The organism is Marichromatium gracile, assembly GCF_004343155.1.
GTDB classification, from domain to species: Bacteria; Pseudomonadota; Gammaproteobacteria; order Chromatiales; family Chromatiaceae; genus Marichromatium; species Marichromatium gracile.
On the sequence record NZ_SMDC01000005.1, the window covers coordinates 188,440 to 213,203 of the forward strand.

The 24,764-nt window shown below is 65.9% G+C and carries 19 protein-coding genes; 12 read left to right on the plus strand and 7 right to left on the minus strand.

What is annotated here, in order from left to right:
• The first annotated feature begins 76 nt into the window (after positions 1–76).
• From EDC29_RS09695 to EDC29_RS09720, 6 genes are all read left to right on the plus strand, one after another.
• Positions 77–1,735 carry an acyl-CoA synthetase gene (locus tag EDC29_RS09695; protein ID WP_132229623.1) on the plus strand — a complete coding sequence of 553 codons (1,659 nt, stop codon included), beginning with the start codon at positions 77–79 and terminating at the stop codon, positions 1,733–1,735.
• A 97-nt stretch (positions 1,736–1,832) separates the two neighbouring features.
• Positions 1,833–2,585, plus strand: coding sequence for an electron transfer flavoprotein subunit beta/FixA family protein (locus tag EDC29_RS09700; RefSeq protein WP_123140265.1), 753 nt, complete (start codon positions 1,833–1,835; stop codon positions 2,583–2,585).
• Between the two features lie 15 nt (positions 2,586–2,600).
• The gene (locus EDC29_RS09705) at positions 2,601–3,530 is read left to right on the plus strand and encodes an electron transfer flavoprotein subunit alpha/FixB family protein (protein ID WP_132229684.1); all 930 of its coding nucleotides are present in this window, start codon (positions 2,601–2,603) and stop codon (positions 3,528–3,530) included.
• 16 nt (positions 3,531–3,546) lie between these two features.
• Positions 3,547–5,322 carry an acyl-CoA dehydrogenase family protein gene (locus tag EDC29_RS09710; protein WP_132229625.1) on the plus strand — a complete coding sequence of 592 codons (1,776 nt, stop codon included), beginning with the start codon at positions 3,547–3,549 and terminating at the stop codon, positions 5,320–5,322.
• A 10-nt stretch (positions 5,323–5,332) separates the two neighbouring features.
• Positions 5,333–6,979, plus strand: coding sequence for an electron transfer flavoprotein-ubiquinone oxidoreductase (locus EDC29_RS09715; protein WP_132229627.1), 1,647 nt, complete (start codon positions 5,333–5,335; stop codon positions 6,977–6,979).
• 14 nt (positions 6,980–6,993) lie between these two features.
• Positions 6,994–7,407 (plus strand): MaoC family dehydratase, encoded by a 414-nt coding sequence (locus EDC29_RS09720; RefSeq protein ID WP_132229629.1) that lies wholly within the window; start codon positions 6,994–6,996, stop codon positions 7,405–7,407.
• A 39-nt stretch (positions 7,408–7,446) separates the two neighbouring features.
• Here EDC29_RS09720 and EDC29_RS09725 read toward each other — a convergent pair whose 3' ends face one another.
• Positions 7,447–8,121 carry a TetR/AcrR family transcriptional regulator gene (locus EDC29_RS09725; protein ID WP_242465988.1) on the minus strand — a complete coding sequence of 225 codons (675 nt, stop codon included), beginning with the start codon at positions 8,119–8,121 and terminating at the stop codon, positions 7,447–7,449.
• A gap of 613 nt (positions 8,122–8,734) precedes the next feature.
• On the opposite strand from EDC29_RS09725, the gene EDC29_RS09730 reads away from it, so the two are divergent.
• Positions 8,735–10,135, plus strand: a complete 1,401-nt coding sequence (locus tag EDC29_RS09730) for an ABC transporter ATP-binding protein (RefSeq protein ID WP_223806075.1) — start codon at positions 8,735–8,737, stop codon at positions 10,133–10,135.
• Between the two features lie 52 nt (positions 10,136–10,187).
• On the plus strand, positions 10,188–11,000 hold the full coding sequence (locus EDC29_RS09735; RefSeq protein WP_243695642.1) for a polysaccharide pyruvyl transferase family protein: 813 nt from the start codon (positions 10,188–10,190) through the stop codon (positions 10,998–11,000).
• Positions 11,001–11,008: 8 nt separating this feature from the next.
• On the opposite strand, the gene EDC29_RS09740 is transcribed toward EDC29_RS09735, so the two are convergent.
• Together EDC29_RS09740 and EDC29_RS09745 are read right to left on the minus strand one after the other, a co-directional pair.
• Positions 11,009–14,509, minus strand: coding sequence for an ATP-binding protein (locus EDC29_RS09740; protein ID WP_132229635.1), 3,501 nt, complete (start codon positions 14,507–14,509; stop codon positions 11,009–11,011).
• Positions 14,506–15,747: a metallophosphoesterase family protein gene (locus tag EDC29_RS09745; protein ID WP_132229637.1), complete on the minus strand. Its 1,242-nt coding sequence runs from the start codon at positions 15,745–15,747 to the stop codon at positions 14,506–14,508. Before EDC29_RS09745 ends, EDC29_RS09740 begins: the two co-directional genes overlap by 4 nt.
• A gap of 390 nt (positions 15,748–16,137) precedes the next feature.
• Here EDC29_RS09745 and EDC29_RS09750 point away from each other — a divergent pair, with 390 nt between their 5' ends.
• From EDC29_RS09750 to EDC29_RS09765, 4 genes are all read left to right on the plus strand, one after another.
• The gene (locus EDC29_RS09750) at positions 16,138–17,022 is read left to right on the plus strand and encodes a L,D-transpeptidase (protein ID WP_165913483.1); all 885 of its coding nucleotides are present in this window, start codon (positions 16,138–16,140) and stop codon (positions 17,020–17,022) included.
• Entirely contained in the window at positions 17,019–18,167 is a 1,149-nt protein-coding gene (locus EDC29_RS09755; RefSeq protein ID WP_132229639.1) for an aminotransferase class V-fold PLP-dependent enzyme, read from the plus strand. Before EDC29_RS09750 ends, EDC29_RS09755 begins: the two co-directional genes overlap by 4 nt.
• Before the next feature lie 354 nt (positions 18,168–18,521).
• Entirely contained in the window at positions 18,522–20,171 is a 1,650-nt protein-coding gene (locus tag EDC29_RS09760) for a tetrathionate reductase family octaheme c-type cytochrome (protein ID WP_123140276.1), read from the plus strand.
• Complete coding sequence (locus EDC29_RS09765; RefSeq protein WP_062276155.1) at positions 20,171–20,824, plus strand: cytochrome b/b6 domain-containing protein; 654 nt, start codon at positions 20,171–20,173, stop codon at positions 20,822–20,824. Before EDC29_RS09760 ends, EDC29_RS09765 begins: the two co-directional genes overlap by 1 nt.
• Here the strand turns inward: EDC29_RS09765 and EDC29_RS09770 are convergent.
• The 4 genes from EDC29_RS09770 to rpsA all read right to left on the minus strand — a co-directional run bounded on the left by EDC29_RS09770 (position 20,769) and on the right by rpsA (position 24,751).
• Positions 20,769–21,698: a DMT family transporter gene (locus EDC29_RS09770; RefSeq protein WP_132229642.1), complete on the minus strand. Its 930-nt coding sequence runs from the start codon at positions 21,696–21,698 to the stop codon at positions 20,769–20,771. The two genes, EDC29_RS09765 and EDC29_RS09770, sit on opposite strands and share 56 nt — an antisense overlap.
• Before the next feature lie 95 nt (positions 21,699–21,793).
• Entirely contained in the window at positions 21,794–22,555 is a 762-nt protein-coding gene (locus EDC29_RS09775; protein WP_132229644.1) for a helix-turn-helix transcriptional regulator, read from the minus strand.
• Positions 22,556–22,625: 70 nt separating this feature from the next.
• On the minus strand, positions 22,626–22,991 hold the full coding sequence (gene ihfB / locus EDC29_RS09780; protein WP_005223924.1) for an integration host factor subunit beta: 366 nt from the start codon (positions 22,989–22,991) through the stop codon (positions 22,626–22,628).
• Between the two features lie 77 nt (positions 22,992–23,068).
• Positions 23,069–24,751, minus strand: a complete 1,683-nt coding sequence (gene rpsA / locus EDC29_RS09785; protein ID WP_062276163.1) for a 30S ribosomal protein S1 — start codon at positions 24,749–24,751, stop codon at positions 23,069–23,071.
• Positions 24,752–24,764 lie beyond the last annotated feature (13 nt).

Sequence of the window (24,764 nt, forward strand, 5' to 3'; positions counted from 1 at the left end):
CGCAATCAGGCAGGCGCAGGCTTCCGGCTGAAAATCAGGGAAGCGGTTCTCAACACCATCGGAGTTACAGGAACGTATGTCCGAGCCAGTCGTTGATCTCTACGAGCAGGACCTCGAGCCGAGAGCGGCCAACCACGAGCCGCTCAGTCCGCTGAACTTCATCGAGCGCACCGCGGCGATCCATCCTCGCAAACTGGCCATGGTGCATGGCACGATCAGGCGCGACTGGGCCGAGACCTATCGTCGCTGTCGCCAGCTCGCCAGCGCGCTCGAACGGCGCGGGATCGGCCGCGGCGACACCGTCTCCATCGTCGCCCCCAATATTCCGGCACACTTCGAGGCGCATTTCGGCGTGCCCATGGCCGGGGCAGTGCTCAACTCCATCAATACCCGACTCGATGCCCCGGCGATCGCCTTCATCCTCGAACACGCCGAGGCGAGGGCGGTACTGGTCGACTGCGAGTGCGCCGATGTCGTCGGTCGGGCGCTGGCGCGCATCGAGCGCGAGATCCTGGTGATCGACATCGCCGACCCGGACTTCGCCGATGCCCAGGCGCCGATCGGCGAGATCGACTACGAGTCCTTCCTCGCCGAGGGCGATCCCGATCATCAGTGGTCGGTGCCCGACGACGAGTGGCGGGCGATCACCCTCAACTACACCTCGGGCACCACGGGTGATCCCAAGGGGGTGGTCTATCACCATCGCGGGGCCTATCTCGGCGCGATCAACAACGTGCTGAGCTGGGGACTGCCCAACCACGCGGTCTATCTCTGGACCCTGCCGATGTTCCACTGCAACGGCTGGTGCTTCCCCTGGACCATGGCGGCGATGGCCGGGGTCAATGTCTGTCTGCGTCATGTACGGGCACACACCATCGTCGAGACCATCGCCCGTGAGGGCGTGACCCATCTGTGCGGCGCGCCGATCGTGCTGAAGATGATCAACGAGGTGCCGGCCGAGGCGAAGGCCGCGATCACCCAGTCGGTGCGGGTGATGACCGCCGGTGCGCCGCCGCCCTCGTCGGTGATCGCCGGGATGGAGGCGATGGGCTTCGAGGTCACCCATGTCTACGGACTGACCGAGACCTATGGTCCCTGTGTGGCCTGTGCCTGGAACGACGAGTGGGACGGGCTGGCGCTGGAGGAGCGGGCACGGCTCAAGGCGCGCCAGGGGGTACGGATGCCGATGCAGGCGGCGATCATGGTCGCCGATCCCGCCACCCTGCAGCCGATCCGCCAGGACGGCGTGACCCTGGGCGAGATCATGATCCGCGGCAACCTGGTGATGAAGGGGTATCTGAAGAACCCGGACACCACCCGACGCGCCTTCGATCGCGGCTGGTTCCACAGTGGCGATCTCGCCGTCTGGCACCCGGACGGCTATGTCGAGATCAAGGACCGCTCCAAGGACATCATCATCTCGGGTGGCGAGAACATCTCCTCGATCGAGGTCGAGGAGGTGCTCTTCGGCCATCCGCTGGTGCAGGACGTCGCCGTGGTCGCCAAGCGCGACGAGAAGTGGGGCGAGGTGCCCTGTGCCTTCATCACCCTGGTCGCCGACGCCGAGCTTAGCGAGCAGGCGGTGATCGACTATTGCCGCGCCCGCATGGCCCATTTCAAGGCGCCCAAGCATGTGGTCTTCGCCACCCTGCCACGCACCCCCACCGGCAAGCTGCAGAAGTATCTCCTGCGCCAGTGGGCGAACGATGCCCAGAGCGAGGTCGCGACGGCCTGAACGCCGTATCGACCGAGATCGAGTGATGGAGAGAGACGAGGCGACGACCGTCGTCGTACCGGCCCCTGTCGATGACTGGGGCCCGAGGAGGAGCGTCATGAAGATACTGGTCCCGATCAAGCGGGTCATCGACTACAACGTCAGGGTCAGGGTCAAGTCCGATCACTCGGACGTCGACCTGGCCAACGTCAAGATGGCCATCAATCCCTTCTGCGAGATCGCCGTCGAGGCGGCCGTCCGGTTGCGCGAGGACGGCAAGGCCGATGAGGTGGTGGCCGTCTCGGTCGGTCCCAAGGCGGTGCAGGAACAGCTGCGGACCGCGTTGGCGATGGGGGCCGATCGCGCCATCTGGGTCGAGACGGCCGAGGATGCCGATCTCGGCCCGCTGGGGATCGCCCAGTTGCTCGCGGCGCTGGTGCGCGAGGAGCAGCCGGGGCTGGTGCTGCTCGGCAAGCAGTCGATCGACGGTGACAACAACCAGGTCGGGCAGATGCTCGCCGGTCTGCTCGGTTATCCCCAGGGCACCTTCGTCTCCGGACTCGAGGTGGTGGACGAGGGCATCGAGGTCGTCCGCGAGGTCGACGGTGGTCTGCAGACCCTGGCGTTGCGACTGCCGGCGGTGATCACCACCGACCTGCGACTCAACACCCCGCGTTTCATCCGTGCCCCCGACATCATGAAGTCCCGGCGCAAGCCGATCGCGCACACCGGAGCCGAGCAGCTCGGGGTCTCTCCGGCAGCGGGGCCGCGCCTGCTGGCGGTACATCCGCCCGAGCCGCGCGCCGGCGGGATCCGGGTCGAGTCGGTCGGCGAGCTGCTCGAGCGGCTAAGACAGGCACAGGTGATCTGAATGGAGGAGGGGATGATGCGCACTCTGGTGATCGCGGAACAGGACAGGGGCCGGCTGGCGCCGGCGACACTCAACGTCCTGGGCGCCGCCGGCGAACTCGATGGACCCTGCGACCTGCTGGTGGTCGGGCATGACTGTGCGGCGGCGATCGAGTCCGCCCGCGTGCTTCCTGGCGTCGAGCGCGTGCTGGTGGCCGATGCCCCGGTCTATGCCGATCGGCTCGCCGAGAATCTCGCCGAGCTGGTGGTGGCGGTCGCGCCCGGCTACAGCCATCTGCTGGCCGCGGCCAGCACCTCGGGCAAGGATCTGATGCCGCGGGCAGCGGCGCTGCTCGGGGTCAATCAGGTCTCCGAGGTGATTGCGGTCGAGTCCCCGGCGCGGTTTCGCCGACCGATCTATGCCGGTAACGCCATCGCCACGGTGGAGAGCGACGACCCGGTGAAGGTGCTGACGGTGCGTCAGACTGCCTTCGCCGCGGTCGAGCCCGCTGGCGGCACGGCCGAGGTGGTCGAGCTCGAGCAGGTGATCGAGGCGGTCGCGACCCGGCTGGTCGGCGAGCAGCTGGCCGAGTCCGAGCGCCCGGAGCTGACCAGCGCGCGGGTGGTGGTCAGCGGTGGTCGCGGACTCGGCAGTCGCGAGGGCTTCGAGCTGGTCTATCGGCTCGCCGATCGGCTCGACGCCGCCGTCGGCGCCTCGCGTGCGGCGGTGGACGCCGGCTTCGTCGCCAACGACCTGCAGGTCGGCCAGACCGGCAAGGTGGTCGCGCCCGAGCTCTATATCGCGCTCGGCGTCTCGGGGGCGATCCAGCACCTGGCGGGGATGAAGGATTCGAAGGTGGTGGTGGCGATCAACAAGGACCCGGACGCGCCGATCTTCGAGGTTGCCGACTACGGGCTGGTCGCCGATCTGTTCGAGGCCGTGCCCGAACTTATCGAAGCACTCTGACTCCCTTGGTATAACCATGAGCAGCTATCAGCATTGCTATCGCGAGAGTGATTTCGTCCTTCGCCATCTGATCGATTTCGACGGACTCTGTGTCGAGAACGGCTTCGAGGGCGTGGATCTGGACCTTGCCAACAGCCTGATCGACGAGGCCGCGCGCTTCGGCGCCGAGGTGTTGGCGCCACTCAATGTCGTCGGTGACCGTGAGGGTGCCCGGATGGGTGAGGGGGGCGTGGTGGAGACGCCCGGTTTCGCCGCTGCCTATCGGCAGTTCGCCGAGGGGGGCTGGCAGTCGCTCAAGGTCGACGAAGGCCATGGCGGACAGGGGTTGCCCGATGTGCTCAATGCCGCGGTCAGCGAGATCTGGCACGCGGCCAACCTGTCGCTGGCGCTCTGCCCGATGCTCACCGAAGGCGCGATCGAGGCCCTTGCCGAGCACGGCGACGAGACCCTGCGCGCGCGTTATCTGCCGCGTCTGAGCAGTGGCGAGTGGACCGGCACGATGAACCTCACCGAGCCCGACGCCGGCTCGGATCTGGCGGCGATCAAGACCCGCGCGGTGCCGGATGGAGAGGGTTACCGCATCAGCGGTCAGAAGATCTTCATCACCTGGGGCGATCACCGGATGACCGACAACATCGTCCACCTGGTGCTCGCGCGACTGCCCGATGCGCCGCCCGGGGTGAAGGGGATCTCGCTGTTCGTGGTCCCCAAGTATCGGCTGGACGCGCATGGCGATCCGGCCGAGGCCAATGGGGTGCGCTGTCTCTCACTCGAACACAAGCTCGGCATCCATGGCAGCCCGACCTGTGTGATGGCGTTCGACGACGCCTGGGGCGAGTTGGTCGGCGAGCCGCATCGCGGGCTCGCCTATATGTTCACCATGATGAACCGTGAGCGCCAGGTCGTCGGCCTGCAGGGCTTGGCGATTGCCGAGCGCGCCTATCAGCAGGCGCGTCTGTATGCGATGGAGCGGTTGCAGGGCACGCGTCGTGACGGCACGCGGGTGGCGATCATCGCACACCCGGACGTGCGGCGGATGCTGATGACGATGAAGAGTGGCATCGAGGCGATGCGCGCCCTGGTGCTGGAGACCGCGGCCGAAGCCGACCGGGCGCGGGGCGCGAATGAGGGTGCGCGTCGGGCGCATCATCAGGCCAGGCTCGAACTCTTCACCCCGATCGTCAAGGGCTGGATCACCGAGTTCGCCCAGGAACTGACCTCGCTGGCGATCCAGGTCCACGGCGGCATGGGCTTCGTCGAGGAGACCGGGGTAGCGCAGCACTATCGCGACGCACGTATCCTCACCATCTACGAGGGGACGACCGGGATCCAGGCGCTCGATCTGATCTCGCGCAAGCTGCTTGCCGACGAGGGGCGGGCGATCGGGGCGTTGTTCGACGAGATGGAGGAAACGCTCGGCGTGCTCCGGCAGGCCGAGGAGGCGTCTCTGGTCGTACTCGCCGACCCCTTCGCCGATGGGCTCGCCGCCGCCCGGCGGGCGTGCGACTGGGTGCTGCGCGAGGCGCCAGACGATCGCCAGTTGGCCGGTGCCGTCAGCGTCGAGTTGCTGATGCTGCTGGGCTATCTCTGTGGTGGCTGGATGCAGGTGCGCAGCGCACTGGCCGCGCATCGCGCGATCGAGGACGGGGAGGGCGATGCGCTCTTTCTCGATGCCAAGCTCAAGACGGCCCGTTTCTATTGCGAGCACGTGCTGGCACGGACCCAGGCGGCGCTGACCTCGGTGCTGTCCGGATCGACGAGCCTGATGGCGCTCGATGCAGGGCAATTCTGAGGAGTCGTCGATGAGCGAACGCGATCTGATGGAGTTCGACGTGGTGATCGTCGGCGCCGGTCCGGCCGGGCTGGCGACCGCGATCCGGCTGGCGCAGGCCGACCCGGCGCCGAGCGTGTGCGTGGTGGAGAAGGGGGCCGAGGTCGGTGCTCATATCCTCTCGGGCGCGGTGATCGAGACCCGGGGTCTTGATGAGCTGATCCCGGACTGGCGTGAACGCGGCGCGCCTTTGGAGACCCCGGTCGAGCGCGAGGAGCTGTATCTGCTGCGCGATGCGCAACGCAGCTGGCGGATCCCCGAGGCGATCTCGCCACCGAGTTTACATAATTCAGGCAATTATCTGGTCAGTCTCGGCAACCTGTGTCGCTGGTTGGCCGCTGAGGCCGAGAGTCTGGGCGTCGAGATCTTCCCTGGGTTCGCCGCCACCGAGGTGCTGTTCGGCGAGCACGGTGAGGTGATCGGTGTCGCCACCGGCGACATGGGGATCGGCGCCGATGGCCGTCCCAAGGACAATCATGCCCCCGGGGTCGAGTTGAGGGCGCGCCAGACCGTCTTCGCCGAGGGGTGTCGGGGCCATCTCGGCAAGCAACTCTACCAGCGCTTCGGCCTGGATGCCGAGTCGACTCCTCAGCATCATGCCTTGGGCATCAAGGAGTTGTGGGAGATCGCGGCGGATCGGCACGAGCTCGGGCTGGTGCAGCACGGTACCGGCTGGCCCTTGCCAGAGGGAACCCATGGTGGCTTCTTCCTCTATCACCTGAGCAGGTGTCAGGTCGCCGTCGGGTTGATCGTCGATCTCGATTATCCCAATCCCTGGCTCAGTCCCTTCGACGAGTTCCAGCGGATGAAGCACCACCCGCTGTTCGCCGCCACCCTTGAGGGGGGAAGACGGATCGCCTATGGCGCACGCGCGCTGGCCAAGGGTGGTTTCGATGCCTTGCCCAGACAGCACTTCCCCGGGGGCTGTCTGGCCGGGTGCGAGGGCGGTACGCTCGACAACGCCAAGCTCAAGGGGGTTCATACCGCGCTCAAGAGCGGGATGTTGGTCGCCGAGGAGATCCTTGCGGCCTTCGCCGTCGGTGATCCCGGTGGGCGCGAGCTGACGGGTCTCGAGGCGCGGCTGCGTGCATCCTGGCTGTACGAGGACCTGCGTGTCGGTCGCAACTTCGGCCGATCGCTGCACCGTTTCGGGACCCTGCTCGGTGGGGCTGTCAACAGCCTGGATCAGCGCCTGCTCGGCGGCAGACGACCGATCCGGCGTCCGGGCGATGCGCCGGACCATACCTGGCTGGAACCTGCCGCACTGAGCGAGCCGCTCAGCTATCCCGGGCCCGATGGGGTGCTCAGCTGCTTCGATCGGCTCTCCTCGGTCTATCTCGCCAATACGGCACACGAGGAGGATCAACCCTGTCATCTGCATCTGGCCGACCCGTCGATCCCGACCGGCTCGAATCTGGCCGAGTATGCGGAACCCGCGCAGCGCTACTGTCCGGCCGGGGTCTACGAGCTGGTGGGCGAGGGCGGTGATGACCCGCGTCTGCAGATCAATGCAGCCAACTGTGTGCACTGCAAGACCTGCGACATCAAGGACCCGGCGGCCAATATCACCTGGGTCGCCCCCGAGGGCGGTAGTGGCCCGAACTATCCGAACATGTGAATGAGGAACCAAGGATGCCGACCCTCGAAATCGGTCAGCGCGCAACCCTGACCCGGGCCTTCAGCGAGGCCGATGTGCGTTTCTTTGCCGAACTCTCGGGCGACTGTAATCCCGTGCATCTCGACCCCGTCTATGCGGCCGAGACTCGCTTCGGTGAGCGGATTGTTCACGGGATCCTGGTCTCGAGTCTGTTGTCGGCCTTGCTCGGCCATCATCTGCCGGGCGACGGTGCGATCTATCTCGGCCAGGAGCTCAATTTCAAGGCGCCGGTCTATCTCGACATGCCGGTCACCGCCTCGGTCGAGATCACCGCAATCCGTAGCGACAAGCCGATCGTCACCCTGGAGACGCGCTGCGTGGACGCCGAGACGGATCGGCTCCTGATCTCTGGTGAGGCGCGAATGTACGTACCCTGGTTGCAAGCCTGACCGCCCGATTGGAGCGATATCGAGTACGGGAGATGCCGGTCAGGTGTCTCCCGTACTCGTTTGTGTCAGATGATGTGTCGACTGCACGCCTTGACGTACCATATCGAGCATGATGTCGGCGATCTCCTCGGGGGAGCGGATGCCGCGACGGTACCACAGGCATGCCCAGTTCATCCCGCCGAGCAGGAACAGGCGCAACAGCGAACGATCGGTGTCCGGGGCGACCGGAAGATCCTCGATCAACTCCCTGAACAGATTCTCGTAGGTCTTGCGAAAGGGCGTGATGCGCTTGAGCAGGTTGTGCTTTCCCACCAGCGCCAGGTTGCGTCCGGTGATCCTGTCCACCGGTGATCCCTCGACGATTCCGGCGACATGGACCTCGCAAGCGACGCGCAATCGCTCCCAGGGGTCGTCTAGATCCGCGATGGCGGCCTTGATCCTGGCCTCGACCCTGGTGATTCCGGTGCGATGTACGGCGAGATAGAGTTCCTCCTTCGAAGGGAAATAGTGATAGACGGAGCCTGGCAACAGGCCCACCTTTCCGGCGATATCGCGGATGGAGGTGCCGTCGTAGCCGAGGTCGAAGAAGAGCTCTGCGGCCGCATCGAGGATACGGGTCTTGCGATCTCGTGGCGGAGCGTCCTCGGCGGGTTCGTCCTCGGACAGCGCGCCACGAGCGAGCAGGGCGCGTTGACGTTGGTCGAGTGATTCCATTCCTTTTGGTGAACTGCGTACCAGCGCCCTGAGACGCTTTACCTGGGTCTCGAGTCCGTGGCGTTGGAGGACATAGCGGACGCCGGATGGTGAAATTCTGAGCCCTGAGGCGCAGAGCAGACGTGAGATCGACGCCTGTCCGAGCTCAGGACGCTCGCGTGCCAACCTTAGGATTGCTTCTTCTCGAGCTGGGTCTGTTGGTGGGTTTGGTCTCATTCTGGATCGCTGCCGTTATGGGATGTTGATCGAGAGTAGCATGTTGCTTTTTACTTATAAACTATCTAAACGAATATTTGACAAGTCCAACTTTTATGACTGGGTTTCCTTCCTTTAGGTAGGCTTTTGAGGAAAGCCCAAAAAGAAACCAATGGGAATATCTTGCCCAAAAGTTAACATAATATACATTATGCGCAATCAAGGGTGAGGACCGTTCAGGCCCCACTCCGCGTGGCGACTGGGCCGAACACGAAGCCATCGTCTTCTGCCGCCAGCAGAATGCCCGGCGCGGCGAACCAGCCCCTCAGCGTCACGCCTGATCCACCTGCATGTAGCCCAACACGCATCAGCGCCAGCTCATCCAAGTCCGTAACCAGCGCCACATAGCAACCGAAGCGTGTTGCGTCTCCGTTTGCCCCGACGTTTGACAATCCTCTCACCCATGAAGAAGCTATCGAACGTTACCCGGACCAACCGGCCCCATGCTCCGCCCGCTGCCGGTTCGATCACTCACTCAGTCCATTATCGACTGCATTCATGGACGTACCTCAATATGTCGATCATCGAAGTCGAGCATCTGACCAAGGAGTTCAAGCTCGGTCAGCTACATAGTCTGAAGAGCTCACTCGTCAATCAGGCGCGCCGCATTCTTGGCCAAGCACCGACCGAGACCCCGCCCTTCAAGGCACTCGACGATGTCGGTTTCAGCATCGAGGAAGGTGAAGTCGTCGGTATCATCGGACACAACGGCGCCGGCAAGAGTACCTTGCTGAAGCTGCTTGCGAACATCACCAGCCCGACCTCGGGAACGATCAGAGTGGATGGCCGGATTGCGCCGCTGATCGAGGTCGGCGCCGGTTTCGTCCCGGACCTGACCGGACGCGAGAACGTCTATCTCAACGGCGCCATTCTGGGCATGTCGCGTCAGCGGATCGAGGAAAAATTCGACGAAATCGTCGATTTCGCCGAGATGTCGGCCTTCATCGACACCCCGGTCAAGCGTTACAGCTCGGGGATGAAGGTCAAGCTCGCCTTCGCCGTCGCCACCAGCATCGACTCGGAGATCCTCATCGTCGACGAGGTCCTCGCCGTCGGTGATCTCGCCTTCCAGCGCAAGTGTTTCGATCGTATGGAAGACCTGATCCGGCGGCGCGGCAAGACCGTCCTGCTGGTCAGTCACAACATTCGTCAGGTCTCGCGCATCTGCTCGCGGGTGATGCTGTTCGAACGCGGGCGCGTGCTGATGGATGATGCCCCTCAACCAGTCGTTGACCTTTACTACCAGAAGAGCAACGAGAAGGTCCTGGCCGATCACTCGGAAGCGATCCTCAAGCACGCCCGTATCGACACATCCGGCGAGGCGGAGGTCCTCAGCGTAACCCTGCTCGACGACCAGGACAGCCCGACCGATGCCGTCGAGTCCGGCGGGCCGCTCAAGGTCCGGGTGCGCTTCAAGCTCCATGTCGCGCTCGAACAACCCGAGATCGTGATCGGCACCCATACCACGGACTTCGTCTATCTCGACTCGGGTTCGACCGCCGGGATCGCCGAACGGCCCGACCTCGCAGCCGGCGAACACGAGGTCGAATACCGGATCGATACCTATCCCCTCGCCCCCGGGACCTACAACATCCGTTTTGCCCTGCTCGATCGCAACCGACGGATGGTCTACATCGGCGAGGCACTGAAGGTGTTCATGGTGAAGTCACAGGGTAACGAGGCCAATGAGGCCTCGGCGCGCATGCTCTCGTTGCCTGCTTCCTGGGTACTCGACGGTCGAGCCTATGCCGGCGCATAAGATGAGACGCATTATCAATTTTCATCGTGATGATCCGAATATCGGCGATCAGATGAGCGCGCCGACGCGCTATTTCGACTTCCCCGACCACGAGGTGGTGCGCGCGGATCTGATCGACGAGACGTCACTCGACCTCGACGAGGCCATCGTCATCCTCGGTGGCGGCGGTCTGCTCGACACCTTCTTCCTGCCCGCCATCGAGCGGATCAGGACCGCCAGCAGGACGGGGCGGCTCATCGCCTGGGGGGTCGGCCAGCAACTCGATACCGGCCCCTGGTGGCAACGTTATCCCGAGTTCCCCTACGCTCGCTTCCTCGAGGGGTTCGACCTCGTCGGAATCCGCGACGACGGCTTTGCCCACCCCTGGGTGCCTTGCGCCAGCTGCATGCACCCGATCTTCGACGCCCCGCCGGCGCCGCATCACGAATTCGTGGTCTTCTCTCACCGTTCACGCCCACTGCCGATCCTGGAGTGGCCCAACCTGCGCAACGATCAGGCCGATTTCGAGGAGACCATCGCCTTTCTCGCCTCGGGCGAGACCATCATCACCAGCTCCTACCACGGCCTGTACTGGGGCATGCTGCTCGGGCGGCGGGTGCTCGCCTTCCCGTTCAACTCCAAGTTTCTCACCCTGCGTCATCCCCCAACCCTGTACCCGGCGATCTGGGAGCGCCCGGGGCGACTGCAGCGACTGCTCGGGCGGCTGCGTGCACGCACCCCCTCCCCCTATGTCTGTCGCGATGTCGAGGGCTGGCGGCTACTTGCGGGCGCCAGCCGCGCCCAACCAGAGATGCTGGAGGCCTGTCGGGCAAGCAATCGCGCCTTCCATCAACGGGTTCTAGAGCTGATCGACCAGGGTGACTGACCCCCTGCTCAACCGCCTTGGTCCAGGGCATGGATGAAGATCCGCCGCCCCTCCGGATCGACCTCTCGCGCCAGCTCGAGCAGGTGTCGGTGATGGGTGAAGAGGATCACCTGGGTCTGTGCGGAGAAGACGGCCAGGGTCTCGAGGGTGGCGCGGGCACGGGCGTCATCGAATTGCACCAGGATGTCGTCGACCACGAAGGGCAAGGGCTCGGCCTGGCGCAGATGGTGCTCCAGCCCCGCCAGACGCAGTGCGAGATAGAGCTGATCGCGCGTCCCGGTGCTCATCGCCTCGACCCGCACGCGTTCACCGTTGGCGCGAACCCCCACCAGCACCGCTTGATCGTCCTCGCCGAAATCGCTCTCCACCCCGCTGAAGGCGCAACAGGTCAGCCGCGCGAAGGCCTCGGCGGTGCGCGCCAGGATCGGGTCGCGATGGCTGCGCCGAAAGCCCTCGATGGTCTCGCGCAGCACCATCGCCGCCAGTCGGTAGCGCAGATAGCGACCGCACTGATCGCGCAGCTGCGCATCGATGCGCTCGATCTCCTCGGCCTCGGTGGCGGCGGCATCGGCGCCATTCATGGTCGCCAGACGATGCTCGGCCTCGACCCGTACGGCAAGCAGACGTTCGCGCTCGGGATCGAGCGTCTCGTCGAGATGGCGCTCGAGCCGGGCGAGCGCCTCGAGCAGCGCCTCCCCGGCGATCTCGGCGGCATCGGCCTCGGTCTCGAGCTGCTCGAGCGCGAGACCGTCGCCCGTCTCCATCAATCTCCCCTCGACGGCGATCAGCTGCTGCTCGAGCTCGCGTTGCAGTCGCGCACGTTCCTCGATCCCGGCCAGGGCATCGAGGCCCTCACAGCCGGCCAGGCGACAGAGTTCGGCGATCCTGGTCTCGGCGCTACTCGAGGCGCTACCGGCCTCCTCGAGTTGACGCCGCGCCTCGTCACGCTGGCGCAACAGCTCGTCGCGCCGCTCCTGCCGGGCGCGCATCCCCTCGAGCCGAGCATCCAGGGTATGGAGCGCCAGCTCCGCTGGCTCCTCGGCGAGATCCGGGGCGATCCGCGCGATCCGCTCGCGCAGCTGCGCGAGAAAGCCCCGGGCATCGGCATCGATATCATCGATGCGGGTCTGAAAACCGGCCGCTTCGCGAGCATCCTGCAACGCCTCGGCCAGTTCGGCGAGATGCTCCTGGGCCTCGCTCGGCAGGCTGTGGACGGCGAGGCCGACCCGCGCCATCGCCTCACCCCAGTCGCGTTCCCAGGCCGACCAGTCACGTTCGGCCTGCTCACAGGCGCTCCCAGCCCGCTCACGGCGCTGCCGGGCCCGCTCCAGCTCGGCGAGCAGGGTCTCATGCGTCCGGGCATGTCGTTGCAAGGCATCGAGCACGGACGCCGCCTCACTCATCCAGACATCCATGCCCTCCTCATCCGGCCCCTGTCGATCGAGCGCCAGCAACGCCCTGCGCAAGGCATCGACACCGTGCATCTGACGCTGCTCGAGCAGCTGACGTTGCTCGCGCACCGCGGTGAGCCGCTCGCCCTGCTCGCGCAGCCGCCGCGCCTGTCCCAGCCAGCCGCGCATCTGTCGCGGCGAGCGCGGCTCCTGCATCGAGCAGGCTTGCCAGAGCGCGCGCCAGGCGGCGTCGAACTCGCACTCGGCGCTCTCCAGCTCACGCCAGGCCAGATCGCAGGCCGCGCGCTCGCGCTCGCACGCCTCGCGCCGTATGCACAACGACTGATAACGCTGTACCCGGTCACTCTCGCGCCTGAGCCGGTCGGCCAGGACATCGGCCTCGTGCAGCGCCGTCTCGAATCGTCGCGCCAGCGCCGCCCCGGCCTCCAGTCGCAGTGATGCATCGTGCGCCTTGAGTGCTTGCCAGTGACGCTCACGCGTCTCACGCGCGGCGGTCAATGCCGTTTCGCTGGGAACCTCTCCAGCGATCCCGAGGGTGCGCGCCTCGGTGTCGATCTCGACCATCTCCCGTTCGCAGCCTTGCCGCCGCTCGCGCAGACGTTGGCGCTCCAGCGCCAAGGCATCGGCGCGCAGCATCCAGTGCTCCAGGGCGTCGAACTCCGGCAGCGGCGCACACAGCAAGGACTCCAGCCCCTGACTCCAGCCACTCAAGCGAGAGAGTTCGGCCGCGCACTGTTGCCCGAGGGCACGTTCCTGCGCCTCGAGCTCGGCCAGATCGGCGTCCAGCGCGCCGGCGCCACGCGCCTGCTCGAGCGCCAGCTCCAGGGCCGCGACCGAACGTGGCGGTGTACGCGCGGCAAGTTGACGCTCGCAATCCTCCACCGCCCGTGCGGCCTCGTCGCGCGCCAGCCGGGCGCGTTGCAACTCGCTCCACAGCGCCTCGCGCCGCTCCCCCAGGGCGTTGATCCGACGACGCGCATCGAGCCAGTCACGCAATGCCTCGGTCGGTGCCTGCGCAGCCCCGGCATCGACTCGGGCGACCCGTTCGACGACCCGGGCGTGCAGGGCGTCGCGTCTGGCGATCAGCATGGGGCGATCCGCCGCGGCCTTGCGATGGCTGCCGAGTCGTTCACGCAGCTCGACCAGTTCGGCGCCAGCGGCAAGCAACCGGGGTTCGATGACGATACCCGCCAGCTCTTGTTCGAGCGCAGTGAGCCGCGTCGAGACCAGTTCGCCCAACTCGATGGCGCGGATACGCTGGGCCTCGGCCTGCTGGCGACGCGCGCCGAAGTCCTCCGGCAGATGCAACCGCTCGCCCAACCCGTCCAATCGCGCCAGCAACCCCCGGCGCACCTCCAAGTCGGCGCGGGTGCGACGGATGCGCTCGAGCCGGGCCCGCTCGCGCAATACCCGGTCACGTTCGGCATCGAGTTCGGCGAGCGCCCGGCAAGCCGTCTCATGAGCGGCACGCGCCCGTTCCCAGTCCACTGCGCCGAGTTCGAGGTCGCGCTGACGACGCTGTCGCTCGGCCCGCTCGGCGAGCGCCATGTTGATCTGCTGCTTGCGCCCGCGGGGACGAAACAGCGCATCGGCCGAGGCGTCCAACCCCTCGAGCACGCGATGGACCGCCACCCGGCCGAGCCCGGAGCCGAACAATGCCTCGGCCTCGCGCCCCCGTTCCTCGAGCAGGGTACGCCCCCCGCTGACCAGGGTCTCGTGATCGATCCCGAACAGCCGCTCGAACAACGCCGCATCGACCCCGCCGAGCAGACGTTGCAAGCGCTGTTCGTCGAGTGCTTCGCCAGCGGCATCGAGCAGGGTGTGCTTGCGTCCCTTGCGGCGGACACAGTGGAGTTGCTCACCCGTGGCGCCGAGCAACAGCGCACCGACCCTCAGCTCGCGCGCAGGATGGAGAAAATCGTCACTGGTGCGTTCGGGGATACCGTAGAAGAGTCCGTGCAACGCACGCAGCGCCGAACTCTTGCCCGCCTCGTTGGGACCATGGATCAGGTGCACGCCGGCATCACCCGCGCTGAGATCCAGCACCCGATCGGTGAAGGGACCGAATGCGCGCAACTCCAGTCTCAGCACCCTCATCGCGGATCGCTCTCGAGCAGGCGTGCGCGTAACAGTGCGCGCACATCATCGAGACAGGCGCGCAGCACCGCCGGGTCGGTGGGGTCGTCCTCGCCTCGCCGGAGACCGGCCGGGAGACGTGCGGCGAGCGGTTCGAAGCCCTCGGCCAGACGCGCCAGCGCCTCGGGGTCGAGTTCGAGCGTCTCGATCGCCGCGAGCAGACCACCGAGGGTCTCGTCGGCCTCGCCCCTCCTCACCTGCGGACGGGTCTGCAGACGAACCTGCTCGAGCCAGAGCCGGTCGCCGTGGACGCTGGCGAGCCCGCGACAATCGTTGACCAGCTGTTCGTGTTCGGCACGCAGCCAGGCATCGAGCGCAGTCGCACCACTCAGCGCCAGCCGCACGGCAAGCAGCCGTCCCTCGGCCTGGTCGATGACACGCTCCAGCGCACACCCGATGCGGGCATGGACGGCATCGAGATCGGTACAGCCCTCGATCTCGACAGCGAGCAGGTGCCAGCGCACCACGTCCAGCGCACGATGCTCCAGACAGACCCCTCCTGCGCGATCGATCTCCACCAGGGTCGCACCCTTGGCGCCGCACTCGCGGATATGGCGCCCCTGCAGATTGCCGGGAAAGACGATCCAGGGGGATTCGGCGAGGACCTCGCGAGCATGGACGTGTCCCAGGGCCCAGTAGTCATAGCCGTGACTGCGCAGCGCCTCGAGCCTGCAGGGCGCATAGGGGGCATGACCGGGACGCCCGTCGAGCGAGGTGTGCAGCAGACCGATGTTGAACAGACCGGAGACCGGCGGTGGATAGGCCCGACTGAGATCGGTGGTGACCGCCCGGGAGGCGAACCCCTGACCGTGCACGGCCACGCCAAGCGTCTCGAAGAGCCGGGTCTCGGGGCGCTCGGTGGCGAAGACATGGACGTTGTCGGGCAGACGCAGGGTCCGGGTGATCTGGCTGGCGGCATCGTGATTGCCAGCGATCAGACAGACCGGAATGCCGGCGGCATGCAGGCGCTGTATCTGAGCGATGAAGAACAGCCCGGTGTTGTAGTCCTTCCAATCGCCGTCGTAGAGATCGCCGGCGAGCAGCAGCAGGTCAACCGACTCGGCAAGCGCCAGCTCCACCAGGTTGACGAAGGCGCGTCGGGTAGCGCCGCGCAGCGCCTCGAGCGGTGCGCCGGGATAACGCTCGAGCCCCTGTAACGGGCTGTCGAGATGAATATCGGCGGCGTGCAGGAATCTCACGCGTCCATCCCCTCCATGCGGGTACGAGTCCATCGATTTCGGGGCATTCTCGCCCTGCTCCGCGAGCAGTGTCCAACACCGTTGTCATGTTCCCCGCGATCGCGCCGTTATTCGAGGTCGGCGGATGCCCTCGAAACTTCGCCACGTTATCCTAACCATATTGAGAAAGCGCAACAGCACCGACACAACCACCCGGGGAATCCCATGATGAGCAATCCCACGCCCACCCTTCGCACCCTGGCACGCCCCCGGACCCTCTGGTTATGCGCCCTGGCCCTGACTACCCTGAGCGGTTGCACCGAATGGCCACGACTTGCCGCCAAGCCGGAACCACAGCCGGCCCCGCCTGAGCCGGCGGAGCAACAGCCGCCACAGCCACAATCGACGCCCGTGATCCCCAAGGAACCCTCGCTCTACGAGTGGCGTGGCGAGGGACGACGGGTCTCGCACATCGTCGTCGACACCGACGACCAGAAGGCCAGGTTCTATGACGGCGACGTGGAGGTCGGCTGGGCGACCGTGGCCACCGGGGTGTCGCGTCACCCCACACCGACCGGCAGCTTCACGGTGATGGAGAAGGTCGAGAACAAGCGCTCCAACCTCTACGGTCGCTACTACGGCTCCGGGGGCAAGTTGATCCAGTCGAACGTCAAGGTCGGGCGCGACCCACTGCCCGACGGCGCCCGCTTCGTCGGCGCCAAGATGCCCTATTTCATGCGTCTGACCTATGACGGCATCGGCCTGCACGCCGGCCCCATCCCGCGTCCGGGCAGACCCGCCTCGCACGGCTGTATCCGCATGCCCGCCGAGGTTGCACCCTTGCTGTTCGCCAAGGTCGACCAGGGCACGGCGGTGACCATCGTCGGGCGAGGCCCCAGCTACGGCAACTATGCCAAGCGCCAGCGTCAACTCGCCGCAGAGCGCGCGGCCAGCGCACGGCGCGAACAGGCCGCCCGGGCGCAGAGCGCACCCGAGCCGTCGCCGCCGCAACCGGCACCGATCACCACGACGACGCCCAGGGTCACGGACACCACCGCGCCGACACCGCTCGCCCCCGCCCAGCAGCAGCCGGACCAGCCGACCGCACCCGACGACGCCCCGGCGACGGTGGCGGACACGCCACAGACCGTCGCTCGTGACGAGCCTGCCCCCGCCACCGTGCAGGACATCCGTCAACCGCTCGGTAGCTCGGCGTTGCGTCTGCCCGAATCGGGCATGGTCCAGCGCCTCTCGCCCGAACCCACGACACCGACGCCGGAGGCCAACGAGGGATGAGCCTGCGCCAGCACCCACTCGCCGAGGAGTTCCCACTGGCCCCCGAGCTGTGTCACCTCAATCACGCCGCCGTCGGCCCCTGGCCGCGACGCAGCGTCGAGGTGGTGCGCCGCTTCGCCGAGGACAATGCCGCGCACGGCTCGCTGGCCTATCTCGACTGGCTGCAGGTCGAGACACGTCTGCGCGAGCGGCTCGCGCGACTCGTCGGCAGCGCCGACACGGGCAGCATCGCACTGCTCAAGAACACCTCCGAGGCGCTCTCGGTGATCGCCCACGGCCTGCCCTGGAGCGCCGGGGACAATATCGTCGGAATCGCTCAGGAGTTTCCCTCCAACCGGATCGTCTGGGAGTCACTGGCACCACGCGGGGTGGATTGGCGGGCGCTCGATCTGGAGCAGAGCAGCGATCCGGAGAGCGATCTCTGCGCCCTGTGCGACGAGCGCACCCGTCTGATCGCGGTGAGCTGGGTACAGTACGCCCGCGGCCTGCGGCTCGACCTGGCACGGATCGGTGCCTTCTGTCGCGAGCGTGACATCCTCTTCTGTGTCGATGCCATCCAGGGACTCGGCGCGCTGCCCTTCTCGCTCGCTGATAGTGGCGCCGATTTCGTCGTCGCCGACGGCCACAAGTGGATGCTCGGCCCGGAGGGGCTGGCGCTGCTCCATATCGCCCCGACCCAACTCGAGCGCCTCGCGCTGCACCAGTTCGGCTGGCACATGGTCGCCAACCCGGGGGACTTCGAACAGCGCGACTGGAGTCCGGCGCCCGACGCCAGACGCTTCGAATGCGGCAGCCCCAACCTGCTCGCCGCGCACGCGCTGGAGTCGAGTCTGTCGCTGCTCGAGGAGGTCGGCACGACAACGGTCGAGACCCTGATCAGACAGCGGACCGATTGGCTGATCGCGGCGATCGATCGTCACGGCCTCGAACTCTTGACCCCCCGCCCCCCCGAACGGCGCGCCGGGATCGTCACCTTCCGGGTCCCCGGCGTGGCGAGCGAGCATCTCTACCCGGCACTGATGCGCCATCAGGTGCTCTGTGCCCAGCGCGGCGGCGGGATCCGCTTCTCGCCACACTTCCACACCACCGAGGAGACGCTCGAGCGCGCCATCGACGCGGTCATACGGCTCTCGAGCACCCTGTAATCGCCATCGCCCTTGCCCGCTCCGGCGGGCTCGGCGCACAATGTCGCGCATTCGGTCCAACCCCGCTCAACCCCAGGAGTCGCAACGGCGTGAAGTGGTACGGAATCCTGCTGGGCGCCCTGCTCGGAACCCTCTTCGGGACCATCATCGGCTATCTGCTCGTGCCCGCCATGCTGCCCTGACTCGCCCCCGGCGTGCTGCCGTCCCCGGCGAGCGGCAACAAAGCGTGATCGACTTGCGCTTGCTCAAGGCGCAGGGTTCGGCTTTCGTGTTTATTTACCAGCCCTAAGCGGGCAATCCTCATCGGCTCGATCAGGTCCGCGAACGCCTTCCCCATCCAATCCGAGGTGCGAGATGTTCATCACCACCACACGACTGGTCGCCGTGGGCCTGATGCTGGTCGCCTGCTCGTCGTCGGCATCGCCCCACACGACGCCGCAGGAGACGACAGCGCAGGACACGCCGAGTCAGCAACGCCCCCAACGCTCCGGTCCACTCACCGGCGGCACTGCCGATCATGCCAAGTTCGAGGTGCTGCAGCAGGCCTTTGAGTCCGGCCCCGAGGTCACCGAAGCGTGTCTGAGCTGTCACACCGAGACCGGTGAGCACTTCATGCGCAACGTCCACTGGACCTGGGACTATGTCGACCCGGATACCGGTCAGCAGCTCGGCAAGCGTCACCTGATCAACAACTTCTGCACCAACGCCCGTGGCAACGAGGGGATGTGCGCCCAGTGTCACGCCGGCTACGGCTGGAAGGACGAGGATTTCGACTTCACCGACGAGACCAGGATCGACTGTCTGGTCTGTCACGACGGCACCGGTACCTATTACAAGACCCCGAACAACGAGGGCCACTCGGCCTGTTCGGTGATGTTCGAGGACATGGCCCCGCTCGATCTCGGCGAGATCGCGCGCAACGTCGCGCTACCGAGTCGGGAGAACTGCGGGACCTGTCACTTCAACGGCGGTGGCGGCGACAACGTCAAGCACGGCGATCTCTCCACCGCACTGATCGATCCTCCCCACGATCTCGATGTGCATATGGACGCTGCGGGACTCAACTTCTCCTGCACCGCCTGTCACATCACCAAGCAGCACGTCTGGGCGGGCAGCCGCTACAAGGTCGTCTCGCGCGACACCGAGGGCACCGGCCAGCCCGGCGAGCGCCGCGACGTCGCCACCTGCGAGTCCTGCCACGGCCTCTCGCCCCACCCGATCGACTCGATCCGCGCCTTCAAGCTCAACGACCATGTCTCGAGCGTGGCCTGTCAGACCTGCCACATCCCCGAGTTCGCCCGCGGCGGCGTGGCCACCATCACCGATTGGGACTGGCGCACCGCCGGCAGGACGCGCGACGGCGAGGGCTATCACGAGCACGGCTATACCCAGGGCAACGGCGAGCATCGCTACACCTACAAGTCGATCAAGGGCGATTTCGTCTATGACGAGGACATCGTGCCCGAGTACGCCTGGTTCGATGGCCAGATGCACTACACCACCATCGATACCAAGTTCGACGACAGCCAGCAGCCGATCGAGATCAACGGTTTCGACGGCTCGCGCGAGGACGCCGATTCACGCATCTGGCCGTTCAAGCGGATGCGCACCTGGATGCCCTACGACGCCGGCAACGCCACCCTGGTCTACACCCATCTCTGGGGCGTCGATGACGCCGCCTACTGGGGCAATTACGACATGGGACGGGCCATCGCCCGCGGCATGGCCGATTTCGGGCTCGACTACTCGGGCGAGTTCGGCTTCGTCGAGACCCTCTCCTGGTGGCCGATCACCCACATGGTCGCCCCCAAGGAAGATGCACTCGCCTGTCGCGACTGCCATGCCGCCGAGGGCCGGCTCGCCGGACTCGAAGGGGTCTATCTGCCCGGCCGCGACCACAGCCGCTGGCTCGACATCATCGGCATCATCGCCGTCGGCGCAACCCTGCTCGGCATCCTCATCCACGCCCTGATCCGGCTCTTCTCGAAGGGGGAACAACACTGATGGCCATGCGCAAGGTTCTGATCTTCGGACGCTTCGAGCGCTTCTGGCACTGGAGCCAGATGGCGCTGATCGTGATCCTGATGCTCACCGGCTTCGGTCTGCACGGTTTCCACGACCTGTTCGACTTCGAGGTCGCGGTGACCATCCACATGTATGCCGCGAGCGCCCTGCTGATCCTCTGGATGTTCAGCGTGTTCTGGCTCTTCACCACCGAGACCTGGCGCCACTTCCTGCCGACCGGACACGGGCTCTGGCAGGTGCTGCGCTTCTACAGCTTCGGCATCTTCAGGGGGGAGCGCCACCCCTACCGCAAGGCTTTCTGGCGCAAGCACAACCCCCTGCAGGCGCTGGCCTATCTGATGCTCAAGGTGGTGCTCTTCCCGCTGATCTGGGTCACCGGGCTGCTCTATATCTTCTACTTCCTGTGGCGCGACATCCCCCACGCCACCGGCTGGCTGGAGGCCGTGGCGATGATCCACACCGGCGCGGCCTTCGCGATCCTCGCCTTCGCCTTCATCCATGTCTACATGCTCACCACCGGACATTCCTTCCGCGAGCATGTCACCCCAATGATCACCGGCTTCGACCTGGTCGAACTCACCCCCGAGGAAGAGGCCTATCTGGAGAAGGATCAGCCGGCGATGATCCGCTGACCCGATGACGGCCAGGGATGGCCACCAATAACGCACTGATGAGGATCAGCACGACACCGCCCCACTGCGTCGGCGAGAACCGCTCGCCGAGACAGAGCACGGCACCGAGCACCGCCACCACCGGCTCGACGGTAGCCAACACCGCCGCGCGCGAGGCGTTGACCCGTCTCAGTCCACGGGTGAACAGGGCATAGGCGAGCAGGGTCCCGAGCAGGCCCATCGCCAGCAAGGCGCCCCAGATCGCCCACTCCCCCCGGTGAACAGCCACTCCTCCGAGCGCCTGCCAGGTCACGGGCAACAGGATCAGGATCAGGGCGCTGAGGATGAATCCACTGGCCATCACCGGATCCGGCCCGAGCCGTGCAATCAGGCCGCGTCCGAGCACCGGATAGAGCGCATAGCACAGGCCCGCGGCGAGCCCGAACAACACCCCGGAGAGCGCCCCCGTTCCGGTCGACAGGGTCTGGCCGAGCAACACCACCACCCCGCACAGGGCGCCGAGCGCGGCGGCGACCCCGCGTACCGTCACCGACTCGCCATCGAACAACACCGCAAAGACCAGCGCCCAGAGCGGTGCGGTATAGAGCAGCACCACCGCCACACCGACCCCGACCTTATCGATCGCCTGGAAGTAGCAGAGGTTGTAGCCGAGCACCCCGATCAGGCCATGGACCACCAACCGCGGGGACTGCGCTGCCAACACCCGCAGATCGACGCCACGCAGCAGCCAGCGCGCGCCGACGGCGAGCAGCAGTGCGGCACAGAGGATCCTCAGGATGGCGACCTGCTGACCGTCGAACCCGGCGGCATTGAGGGTCACGGCGAACAGGCCGAGGAGGCCCCAGAGCGCCGCGGCGGCAAGGATCATCGACATCGCGAATCCTGGTCGTTGACGATAAAGCGCGACAGCCTAGTGCAGCAGCGCCTGCGGTGTCGTTCGGCAAACCGCGCAAAGGATTCGGAAATCGCTCACCCTGCTCCAGCCGCTGCGCGTCGGTAATCGCTCGGGGTCATCCCGAGATGCTCTTTGAACAGGCTGCAGAAGGAAGACGGATTGCGATAGCCGAGCAGGTGGGCGATGGTCGCGACCGAGTGATCGGTCTCGCGCAGCAGCCGAGTGGCGCGTGCGAGTCGCTCGGCGATCTGAGCCTGCTTGGGAGAGCGTCCATGACGGGCCCGATACAGCCGATTGAGCTGACTGACCGAGAGTCCGACGCTGGCTGCAATCTCGGCCACATTCGGCCCATCGGCACCCTCTCCGGCGAGCAGGCGTTCAGCACGCAGCAAGCGCGAGGGCGGCCTGATCTCGCCGTCGATGGCCTCGGCAGCAGGCTCGGCGAGCAATTCGCACGCCGTAGTGATCGCCGCGCGCGAGCAGAGGCGCCGTCCGCCCTGTTCCAGCTCACCGGCGAGCAGGGCGAGATAACGCGAAGCCGTGGAGCCCAGGGTTCGCACCGGCGCCGCATCATCGTCCAGACAGCGTTCGATCAACAGCGGATCGGCGAGGTCGAACACCAGGAATCGATTGCGTGCGCTGCCGCTGAAATCATGCCGGGTGCCGGGCGCGAGCACCGCGACCATACCGACGGCGAGCCGGGTCTCACGGCTGGCGATGGCGAGATCCATGGTGCCCTGCAACGGGATCACCACCTGGGCATGGGGATGGTGGTGGCGTGTCTGGCAGGGGGCGTAGTGGCGCAGCTCGATCAGATAGGGTTGATCATCGCGCATGGTGTCGGGACACACCGGAGGGTCGATGAGAAACGGGCACCGTGAGGATCACGATGCCCGTCGAGCGGTCTCAGCTGGAGACTGCGACCTGCAGGGAGGGCGCGCTGGCATCGTCGTCATCGACGACGTCGGCCTGCGCAGCCCGGTCCCGCTGAAATGCCTGGTTGACGCGATCCCGGAGTTCCTTGCCTGGCTTGAAGTGCGGGACGTGCTTGCCGGCCAGGGCCACCGATTCCCCGGTCTTCGGGTTGCGACCGATACGGGGTGGACGGTAATGGAGCGAAAAGCTTCCGAAGCCACGAATCTCGATTCGTTCACCGGAGGCGAGCGCGCTGCTCATGCGCTCGAGGATCTTTCGAACCGCCTCTTCGACATCTTTGTAGGGAAGATGATCCTGCTCGGCGGCCAGAACGTCGATCAGCTCGGATTTCGTCATGGTATCGACTCCTGGAAAAGCATGCGGGGCCCGCCAGACGACGGGCCCCGGAGGGTCATGGAAGCGTCAAGCCGGCATTAATTGCCGCGCTGGGCCTCTTCCATCTGCTCCTTGAGGATGTCGCCGAGGGTGGCGGTGCCACTGGAGGACTCGCGGGCATAACCCTTGATTGCCGCCTGCTCTTCTTCGACGTCCTTCGCCTTCATCGACAGCGACAGGGTGCGGTTCTTGCGATCGACACCGAGGAACTTGGCCTCGATCTCCTCGCCGGCCTTGAGCACGGTGCGCGCATCCTCGACGCGGTCACGCGAGATCTCGGAGGCGCGGAGGTAGCCCTCGACACCGTCGGCCAGCGCGATGGTCGCGCCCTTGGGGTCGACCTCGGTGATCACGCCGGTGACGATGCTGCCCTTGTCGTGCAGCGCCACGAAGCTGGAGAAGGGATCCTTGTCGAGCTGCTTGACGCCGAGCGAGATGCGCTCGCGCTCGGGGTCGACCGAGAGCACCACGGTCTCGAGCTCGTCGCCCTTCTTGTAGCGACGCAGGGCCTGCTCGCCGGACTCGTCCCAGGAGATGTCGGAGAGGTGCACCAGACCGTCGATGCCACCCTCGAGACCGATGAAGATACCGAAGTCGGTGATCGACTTGATCTTGCCGGTGACGTGGTCGCCCTTCTTGTGGGTCGCGGCGAACTCGTCCCAGGGGTTGAGCGCGCACTGCTTGATGCCGAGCGAGATGCGACGACGCTCCTCGTCGATGTCGAGCACCATGACCTCGACCTCGTCGCCGAGCGCGACGACCTTGCTCGGGTGGATGTTCTTGTTGGTCCAGTCCATCTCGGAGACGTGGACCAGACCCTCGACGCCCTCTTCGATCTCGACGAAGCAGCCGTAGTCGGCGATGTTGGTCACCTTACCGAAGACGCGGGTGCTCTCGGGGTAGCGACGCGAGATGTTGACCCACGGATCCTCGCCCATCTGCTTGAGGCCGAGGGAGACGCGCTGACGCTCACGATCGAACTTGAGCACCTTGACGCTGATCTCGTCACCGATCTCGACCACCTCGGAGGGGTGCTTGACGCGACGCCAGGCCATGTCGGTGATGTGCAGCAGGCCGTCGATACCGCCGAGATCCAGGAACGCACCGTAATCGGTGAGGTTCTTGACGATACCCTTGATCTCCATGCCCTCTTCGAGGTTCTTGAGCAGCGCCTCGCGCTCGGCGCTGTACTCTTCCTCGACCACCGCACGGCGCGACACCACGACGTTGTTGCGCTTGCGGTCGAGCTTGATGACCTTGAATTCCTGCTCCTTGCCTTCGAGGTAGGTGGTGTCACGCACCGGACGCACGTCGACCAGGGAGCCCGGCAGGAAGGCACGCACGGTACCGAGGTCGACGGTGAAGCCGCCCTTGACCTTGCCGTTGATCATGCCCTTGACGGTCTCGGCGGCCTCGAAGGCCTTCTCCAGGTGATCCCAGGCCGCGAAACGCTTGGCCTTCTCGCGCGACAGACGAGTGACGCCGAAACCGTCCTCGACCGCGTCCAGGGCGACCTCGACCTCGTCGCCGACGGCGACCTCGAGCTCGCCTTCGGCGCTGATGAACTGGCTGCGCGGGATCACGCCCTCGGACTTCAGCCCGGCGTTCACCATCACGTTGTCGGACGTGATTTCGATCACGGTACCAATGACGATGGTGCCCGGCTGGAGCTGGGTGGTGTTCAGACTCTGTTCAAAAAGTTCGGCAAAGCTTTCGGTCATGAGATCCAATTAT